This window comes from Pseudomonas sp. PA15(2017) (assembly GCF_001945395.1).
GTDB lineage: Bacteria > Pseudomonadota > Gammaproteobacteria > Pseudomonadales > Pseudomonadaceae > Aquipseudomonas.
The window spans coordinates 82140-90621 of record NZ_MSXV01000019.1 but is presented as its reverse complement, the minus strand read 5'-3'; the positions used below and the strand labels follow the sequence as shown (position 1 = coordinate 90621).

The 8482-nt window shown below is 63.9% G+C and carries 8 protein-coding genes and 4 tRNA genes; 2 read left to right on the top strand and 10 right to left on the bottom strand.

Annotated elements, in window-relative coordinates; translation table 11 throughout:
* Positions 1-151 precede the first annotated feature (151 nt).
* Positions 152-604, bottom strand: coding sequence for an Hsp20 family protein (locus BVH03_RS07095; protein ID WP_075960513.1), 453 nt, complete (start codon positions 602-604; stop codon positions 152-154).
* A gap of 119 nt (positions 605-723) precedes the next feature.
* On the opposite strand from BVH03_RS07095, the gene BVH03_RS07090 reads away from it, so the two are divergent.
* A complete protein-coding gene (locus BVH03_RS07090; protein WP_075960512.1) occupies positions 724-1470 on the top strand; it encodes an SDR family oxidoreductase in 747 nt (248 codons plus the stop codon).
* Here the strand turns inward: BVH03_RS07090 and BVH03_RS07085 are convergent.
* Entirely contained in the window at positions 1454-2467 is a 1014-nt protein-coding gene (locus tag BVH03_RS07085) for a tRNA-dihydrouridine synthase (RefSeq protein WP_075960511.1), read from the bottom strand. The genes BVH03_RS07090 and BVH03_RS07085 overlap by 17 nt on opposite strands.
* A gap of 148 nt (positions 2468-2615) precedes the next feature.
* Between BVH03_RS07085 and BVH03_RS07080 the strand changes: the two genes are divergently transcribed.
* Positions 2616-3005 (top strand): hypothetical protein, encoded by a 390-nt coding sequence (locus BVH03_RS07080; RefSeq protein WP_075960510.1) that lies wholly within the window; start codon positions 2616-2618, stop codon positions 3003-3005.
* A 4-nt stretch (positions 3006-3009) separates the two neighbouring features.
* On the opposite strand, the gene BVH03_RS07075 is transcribed toward BVH03_RS07080, so the two are convergent.
* From BVH03_RS07075 to uvrB, 8 genes are all read right to left on the bottom strand, one after another.
* Positions 3010-3444 (bottom strand): thioesterase family protein, encoded by a 435-nt coding sequence (locus BVH03_RS07075; protein WP_075960509.1) that lies wholly within the window; start codon positions 3442-3444, stop codon positions 3010-3012.
* Positions 3445-3673: 229 nt separating this feature from the next.
* Positions 3674-3749 (bottom strand) — tRNA-Glu (locus BVH03_RS07070).
* Positions 3750-3797: 48 nt separating this feature from the next.
* Positions 3798-3873, bottom strand: a tRNA-Ala gene (locus BVH03_RS07065).
* A gap of 49 nt (positions 3874-3922) precedes the next feature.
* Positions 3923-3998, bottom strand: a tRNA-Glu gene (locus BVH03_RS07060).
* A gap of 59 nt (positions 3999-4057) precedes the next feature.
* Positions 4058-4133: transfer RNA gene (locus tag BVH03_RS07055), tRNA-Ala, on the bottom strand.
* A 146-nt stretch (positions 4134-4279) separates the two neighbouring features.
* Entirely contained in the window at positions 4280-5761 is a 1482-nt protein-coding gene (gene gltX / locus BVH03_RS07050) for a glutamate--tRNA ligase (RefSeq protein WP_075960508.1), read from the bottom strand.
* A gap of 173 nt (positions 5762-5934) precedes the next feature.
* Entirely contained in the window at positions 5935-6450 is a 516-nt protein-coding gene (locus BVH03_RS07045) for a nucleoside 2-deoxyribosyltransferase (RefSeq protein WP_075960507.1), read from the bottom strand.
* Positions 6447-8462: an excinuclease ABC subunit UvrB gene (gene uvrB, locus BVH03_RS07040; RefSeq protein ID WP_075960506.1), complete on the bottom strand. Its 2016-nt coding sequence runs from the start codon at positions 8460-8462 to the stop codon at positions 6447-6449. The genes BVH03_RS07045 and uvrB overlap by 4 nt, the downstream gene beginning before the upstream one ends.
* Between the last annotated feature and the right edge of the window lie 20 nt (positions 8463-8482).

Sequence of the window (8482 nt, the reverse complement as noted above, 5' to 3'; positions counted from 1 at the left end):
CTGCTTTGCCCGCGACCTTCGCCCTGGATATAACCCATAAACGACAATGCCCCTATCAACCGATAGAGGCATTGTCTTCAACTCACCCTCGGACTGCTAGGTTTTCACACAGTCTGGCGAGGGCGCCTTTCCGGTATGCCGGCAACGGCGATCAGTTCTCCAGCGCCGCACGTGCCGCCCCGATCGGGATGCGCTTGGCTTTGGCCTCTTCCGGCACATGACGCTCCAGCTCGATATTGAGCAGGCCGTTCACCAGGCTGGCGCTCTTGACCTCGATGTGGTCGGCCAGGCGGAACGACAGCTTGAACGACCGCTGAGCGATGCCCTGATACAGGTAGGTGACATTTTCACCGTTGCCATTGCCCGCGCGCTTGCCGCCGGTCACGGTCAGCACGCCGCGCTCGACCTGCAGATCCAGATCTTCATCCTGGAAGCCGGCGGCAGCGATGACGATCCGGTACTGGTCGTCGGCATGCTTCTCGACGTTGTAGGGCGGGTAGCTGCTGCTGGTCTCGTTGCGCATCGCCGACTCGAACAGGTCGTTGAAACGGTCGAAGCCGATGGACTGACGGAACAGCGGGGTCATGGAAAATGCAGTGCTCATGGTAAATCTCCTGATTAGTCAGCGAGTGATAAGGTGCGGGACCCGACTTCGGCATCCCACGGTGATAAAAATGTGGATGGCCGAAAAAATTTCAAGGGACCGGAAGAGGAGATTTTTCGATGGGCAAGGTGATGCTGATCACCGGTGCCAGTCGCGGCATCGGTGCGGCCACGGCAAGGCTGGCGGCCGGGCAAGGTTACCGGGTGGTCATCAACTACCAGCGCAGCCGTGAGGCCGCCGATGCGCTCGTCGAAACGATCACGACCACGGGTGGCGAGGCGCTGGCGTTACGGGCCGATGTGGCGGACGAGGCCCAGGTTCGCCGACTGTTCACCGACATCGATGCGCGCCTGGGGCGCCTGGACGTGCTGATCAACAACGCCGGGATGCTCGAGCAGCAGATGCGCCTGGAACGGATGAGCCTGGAGCGCTGGCAACGGGTGTTCGCCACCAACGTGTACGGCAGTTTCCTGTGCAGCCGTGAGGCGATTGCGCGGATGTCCACCCGTCAGGGCGGGCGTGGCGGCGTGATCGTCAACGTGTCGTCGATTGCCGCCCGCCTCGGCGCGCCCGAAGAGTACATCGACTATGCCGCCGCCAAGGGCGCGGTCGACAGCATGACGGTAGGGCTGGCCAAGGAACTCGCCGCCGATGGCATTCGCGTGAATGCCGTGCGACCTGGGGTGATCGACACCGAGATCCACACCAGTGGCGGCGAACCACAACGGGTGGCGCGCGTCGTCGCAAGCATTCCGCTGGGCCGCGGCGGGCGGGCTGACGAGGTGGCAGAAGCGATTCTGTGGCTGGCCAGCGAGCAGGCCAGCCACACCACCGGCTCGCTGCTCGACGTCAGCGGAGGGCGCTGAGCGCCTCCTCGTCAGCTTCGAGCGTTTGCAGCGTGCTCACCTCTGCCGGCGCGATGCTCACGCCGAGCAGTGCGTCGATGACTTCGCAGTTGGTTTCCCGCCGCACCAGAGCAAACAGCTCGACCGCCTCGGGATAGCTGCGCGTGAGCATCGCCAGCCACTGCTTGAGCCGTCCGGGAGCGTAGCGCGGCGAGATCTTGCGGCGGGCCTGCAGCCAGAACTCGGCCAACAGCGGCTGCAGCGCTGCCCAGCTCATCACACCGACATCCTGGCCGGCCTTCGCCGCGGCGATCTGCCGGGCCAGATCGGGCTGCGCCACCACGCCACGGCCCAGCATGAAGTGCTCGGCGCCGCTCACCTCGCGGCAGCGCTGCCAGTCCTCGACGGACCAGATATCACCGTTGGCATACACCGGTACGCTGACCACCTCCTGCACCCGCGCCACCCACTCCCAGTGCGCTGGCGGCTTGTAGCCCTCGACCTTGGTGCGCGCGTGCACGACGATCTGCGAGGCGCCGCCTTCGACCAGCGCCCGGGCGCAATCGAGAGCCAGATCCTTGTGGTCGAAGCCCAGGCGCATCTTGGCGGTGACGGGAGTGGTCGCCGGCACGCTGCGGCGTACTTCGCTCACGATGGCGTGCAGCAGCTCCGGCTCCTTGAGCAGCACCGCCCCGCCGCGGGACTTGTTCACCGTCTTGGCCGGGCAGCCGAAATTGAGGTCGATCACCGGCGCGCCGAGCACGCAGGCATAGGCGGCGTTGTCACCCAGGCACTTGGGATCGGAGCCGAGCAACTGCACGCGCAGCGGCGTACCGGCAGCCGTGCGGGCGCCGTTGAGCAATTCCGGCGCCAGTTTGCGGTAGGTCGACCTGGGCAGCACGCGGTCGGTAACGCGGATGAACTCGGTCACGCACCAATCGATGCCGCCAACCTGGGTCAGCACGTCGCGGAGGATTTCATCGACCAGCCCCTCCATGGGCGCCAGGGCGATCTGCATGGCGATACTCTCGAATAACGGGGAAGGCCATCGGCATGCCGAGGCAAAACGGCGCGTAGTGTAGCGGCGAGCGGCGCGCCGGGACAGCGCCTGAACACCCAACGTCTGGCGCAGTCCACTGCAGTGACAGACGCCACCGGAAATCGCCATGAATCGACCCTTGCTGCGCAGCGCCCCGCTCGCCCTGCTGCTGGCCACCACCGCTACAATCGCCGCCACGCCGATCTCCGAGGGCGTGCCACTGGATCCCGCAGCGGCCGCCAAGCTGATCGTCAGCCGCGACCGCAACGCGCCCAATGCCTGCGACCTGCAACTGCGCGTCGACGAGCAGTTGGTTGTCGCCTTGCCAGCCGGCGAAAGCGTCACACTCGACGTTCCCAGCGGCGAACGCAGCGTGGTGCTCACCCCGTCACGCGAAGGGTTCTGCGCCGAGATCGATCTGGTGAGCAGCCAGTCGCTCTTGCTGCAACCGGGTGAAACCCGGCGCTACCAGGCAGTCTACGAGGAGCGGAAGCTGTTTCTGGCCCCGCAGCCATGAACACTCAAGCCGGCAGCAATGCCCGGCCATAACCCTCGATGAATTCGGCCGGCATGCGCTTGGGCCGACCGCTGGACAATTCGATACAGACGAAGGTGGTGCGCGCACGCAGCAGGGTAACGCCGTCCTGCGGACGTATCAGTTGGAAGCAGCGATCCATCTTCAGACGCTGGTCGGATTCGACGATCCAGGTGCCCATCTGCAGCGCCTGCCCTTCGTAGGCACTGCTCAGGTAATCGATCTCGTGGCGCACCACCGCCATGGCCCGATCCAGGCGCCGGTACTCGACCAGATCCAGCCCCAGCGATTGCGAATGGCGCCAGGCGCAACGCTCCAGCCAGGTCACGTAGACGGCGTTGTTGGCGTGCCCGAGGCCGTCAATATCCTCGCTGCCGACCAGCAGGTCGATGGTGAACGGATCAGGGCGGTCCCAGTTCACGACACGTACCCGAGCACGGCAACGCGCAGCGATGCAGCAATGTGAGTCAGCTTCATGCAATGGCCTCCCTTGGCGACGCAACAGGCTCGACCTTAGGGGCTTAGCCCGCTGCAACGCAAGCGCCGCATCGCCAACCGTACGGATCGACGAAAAACTTTTCGAGGGCGCAAAAACAAAAGGGCCACTTCGTGAGAAGTGACCCTTAAAAATCCCGCAGAGCGGGCAAAAATGGCGTCCCCTAGGGGACTCGAACCCCTGTTACCGCCGTGAAAGGGCGGTGTCCTAGGCCACTAGACGAAGGGGACGAAACCTTCGAAGAACAAGGCCAGCACTCGGCTGGCCTTGTCGTGGATTGGTGGAGCTAGACGGGATCGAACCGTCGACCTCTTGCATGCCATGCAAGCGCTCTCCCAGCTGAGCTATAGCCCCAGAACCTTGCGGTCTGGCTGCAATGCCTAAGCACTGCAGCTGGAAATAGTGGCGTCCCCTAGGGGACTCGAACCCCTGTTACCGCCGTGAAAGGGCGGTGTCCTAGGCCACTAGACGAAGGGGACGCAAATGCCCTTCTTTACAACTCAACCCGCTCCTTAGAACCGGTTGTGGCATCCGAGATTGGTGGAGCTAGACGGGATCGAACCGTCGACCTCTTGCATGCCATGCAAGCGCTCTCCCAGCTGAGCTATAGCCCCATCTCGAGGACGGGGCGCATGTTAAGTGCGCCCCTGCACCCTGTCAACAAAATTTTAGCCGGTGGTGCATTTTTTTTCGCTGACATAACAAACACTTACCGCAAACCGCTGGCTGCCGGCCGCCCATGGCGACAGGCGGCCGAGAATCAGCCGATGCTGCCCAGCAGTTTTTCCCACTCCTTGTTCTCTTTCTTCGACACACCACCGAGCAGTTCGATGGCCTGGCGCAGACGGAAACGGGTGAGATCCGGGCCGAGGATTTCCATGGCATCGAGCACCGATACCGAGCTGGCCTGGCCGGTGACGGCAGCGAACATCAGCGGCATGGCATCGCGCAGCTTCAGCTCCAGGTGTTCGACCACCGCCTGGATGCAGCCGGTAATGCGCTCCTTTTCCCACTGTCGCAGCGCTTCGAGCTTCCAGAGGATCAATTGCATGAGCTGGCGTACCTGATCGTCCGACAGCTTCTTGTGGGCGAACAGCGCCTTGTCCGGCTGCACGCCGCCTGCGAAGAAGAAGCTGGCCAGCGGCGCGATCTGGCTGAAGGTTTCCACCCTGCCCTGCACGTGGGGGGCGATCTTCATCAGGTAGTCACTGTTGAAGGCCCACTTCTGCACGCCAGCGGCGAACGCTTCGACGCTCAGGTCACGCATCCACTGGCCGTTGAGCCAGGACAGCTTCTCCAGATCGAAGATCGGCCCGCCGAGGGAAACGCGCTGTACGTCGAAATTGGCGATCATCTCCTCGAGGGTGAATTTCTCGCGCTCGTCCGGCATCGACCAGCCCATGCGGCCCAGGTAGTTGAGCATCGCCTCGGGCAGGAAGCCCATGCGCTCGTAGAAGGTGATCGAGGTCGGGTTCTTGCGCTTGGACAGTTTGCTCTTGTCCGGGTTACGCAGCAGCGGCATGTAGCACAGCTGCGGCTTGTCCCAGCCGAAGTACTCGTAGAGCAGGATCAGCTTGGGCGCCGAGGGCAGCCATTCTTCACCACGCAGCACGTGGGTGATCTTCATCAGGTGGTCATCGACCACGTTGGCCAGGAAGTAGGTCGGCAGGCCATCGGTCTTCATCAGCACCTGCATGTCCATGCGATCCCACGGGATCTCCACGTCGCCGCGCAGCATGTCCGGCACCACGCAGACGCCCTCGCTCGGCACCTTCATGCGGATCACGTGGGGCTCGCCCGCTGCCAGGCGGCGCTGCACTTCTTCATCGGCAAGAAGCAGGCCGCGGCCATCGTAGCGCGGCGTTTCGCCACGTGCGGTCTGCTCGGCGCGCATCTGGTCGAGCTCTTCCGGTGTGCAGAAGCAGTAGAAGGCGTGGCCTTTCTCGACCAGTTCCAGGGCGTACTTGCGATAGATTTCGCCACGCTCGCTCTGCCGATACGGGCCGTATGGGCCGCCGACGTCCGGGCCTTCGTTCCACTCGATGCCCAGCCAGCGCAGGGCATCGTAGATCTGCTGCTCGGACTCACGGGTCGAACGGACCTGGTCGGTATCCTCGATGCGCAGGATGAACTCGCCGCCGTGCTGCCTGGCGAAGCACAGGTTGAACAGGGCGATGTAGGCGGTGCCGACGTGAGGATCGCCAGTGGGCGACGGAGCGATACGAGTGCGAACGGTGGTCATGAAAAGTCCCGAGCAAGTAAGACTGGAAATGGCATGGGCTGCCCCTGCGCCCAGGCCGCATGGGCGGCCGGCGCAGGCGCCATGGATGACGCGAGAAAGCGAAGGGAATGAATATTAACAGGCCAGCCCCGGCTGGCTCCAGCGAACCGCGGCAACGGTCCGCGAAGTACGGGTCAGGCGCCCGACGCGCCGCTCAGGTAGCGACGCAGCGCCGCAACGCCCTCCTCTACACTGGCGCTGCAACCGGCCCAGGAGCAGGCCAGCATCAGGTTGCGCGGCAGGCCGAAATCCTCGATGAAGTAGCCGTCGGCGTCACGGCCCTCAGTGTCACCGGGCAACCACTGGCGCATGCTGCCCTGGGGCTCGAAGTAAGCCCACACCGGCTTACCCAGGGCTACCGCCACGCCGACCTCGAAGACCGTGCCGGAATCCGGCTCGAACCCGCGAAACGGGTTGAGGTTGGCCAGCACGGCATCGGCACCACGGATCATCGCCAGATTGAGCCGACAGATCTGCGCCGCCATCTCGGCCGGCGCCAGCCCGTCAGCCACCTCGTTATCGAACGGGTAGAGCCCCTCAAGTCCCTGCTCACGGCACAAGCGCTTGAGGTACTCGCCGCGTTCGATGGCGTCTACCCGGAACACGTCGAAGCCGGCCAGATAGACCTTTGCATGCCCCGCCACACTCATACCGCGAGCAGCCGGTCACGCAGCTTTTGGATCTCGTCGCGCATCTGCGCCGCCGCCTCGAACTCCAGGTCGCGGGCCAGTTCGAACATCTTGTCCTCCAGCTGACGGATACGCTTAGTGATCTCCGCCGGCGAGCGCAGCTCCGCCTCGTAGCGCGCATTGTCTTCGGCAGCCTTGGCCATGCCTTTGCGCTTCTTGCTGCGCGCACCTGGCACCACGGCGCCTTCGAGAATGTCCTTGATGTCCTTGACCACGCCCTTGGGCACGATGCCATTGGCCTCGTTGAAGGCCAACTGCTTCTGCCGGCGCCGCTCGGTCTCGCCGATGGCGCGCTCCATGGAACCGGTCATGTTGTCGGCGTAGAGAATTGCCCGGCCGTCGAGGTTACGGGCGGCACGACCGATGGTCTGGATCAGCGAACGCTCGCTGCGCAGGAAGCCCTCCTTGTCGGCATCGAGAATCGCCACCAGGGCGACTTCGGGCATATCCAGGCCCTCGCGCAGCAGGTTGATGCCGATCAGCACGTCGAAGGTGCCGATGCGCAGGTCGCGAATGATTTCCACCCGCTCGACCGTGTCGATATCCGAGTGCAGGTAACGCACCTTGACGCCGTGGTCGGCCAGGTAGTCGGTGAGGTCCTCGGCCATGCGCTTGGTCAGCGTGGTGACCAGCACGCGCTGCTCGAGGGCGACGCGCTTGTTGATCTCCGACAGCAGGTCATCGACCTGGGTACGCGCCGGGCGCACCTCCACTTCCGGGTCGACCAGGCCGGTGGGGCGCACCACCTGCTCGATCACTCGCCCGGCGTGGTCGGCCTCGTAAGGCCCTGGCGTGGCGGAAACGAAGATGGTCTGCGGGCACGAGGCTTCCCATTCCTCGAAGCGCATCGGCCGATTATCCAGCGCCGACGGCAGGCGGAAGCCGTACTCGACCAGGGTTTCCTTGCGCGAGCGGTCGCCTTTGTACATGGCGCCGACCTGCGGCACGCTGACGTGGGATTCATCGATCACCAGCAGCGCCTCGGCCGGCAGGTAATCGTAGAGCGTGGGTGGCGGCGCACCGGGATCGCGCCCGGACAGGTAGCGCGAGTAGTTCTCGATGCCGTTGCAGTAGCCCAGCTCGAGAATCATCTCCAGGTCGAAACGGGTGCGCTGCTCCAGGCGCTGCGCTTCGACCAACTTATTGGCGCCGCGCAGGTAGTCCAGGCGGTCCTTGAGCTCGACCTTGATCTTCTCCATCGCCTCAAGCAGCGTGTCGCGGGGCGTCACGTAGTGGCTCTTGGGGTAGAAGGTGAAGCGCGGCAGGCGTTGCAGCACCTCACCAGTCAGCGGATCGAAAGCGCTGATGTTTTCCACCTCATCATCGAACAGTTCGATGCGGATCGCTTCCAGGTCCGATTCGGCCGGGAAGATATCGATCACATCGCCGCGCACCCGGAAGGTCGCCCGGGCGAAATCCATGTCGTTGCGGGTGTACTGCAGTTCGGCCAGGCGGCGCAGCAGCGCGCGCTGGTCCATCTTGTCGCCACGGTCGAGGTGCAGCACCATTTTCAGGTACTCCTCGGGGCTGCCCAGGCCGTAGATCGACGACACCGTGCAGACCACGATAACGTCCTTGCGCTCGATCAGCGCCTTGGTCGCCGACAGGCGCATCTGCTCGATGTGATCGTTGATCGAGGCGTCCTTCTCGATGAAGGTATCCGACGACGGCACGTAGGCTTCGGGCTGGTAGTAGTCGTAATAGGAAACGAAGTACTCCACCGCGTTGTTCGGGAAGAACGACTTGAACTCGCCGTACAGCTGCGCCGCCAGGGTCTTGTTCGGCGCCAGCACCAGCGTCGGGCGCTGCACCTGGGCGATGACGTTGGCCACGCTGAAGGTCTTGCCGGAGCCCGTCACGCCGAGCAGCGTCTGGTGCGAAAGCCCGGCTTCGAGGCCTTCGACCATCTGCCGAATCGCCTCGGGCTGGTCGCCAGCGGGCTCGAAACGGGTGACCAGTTGAAACTCGGACATAATTACCTCTGCAAAGGCTG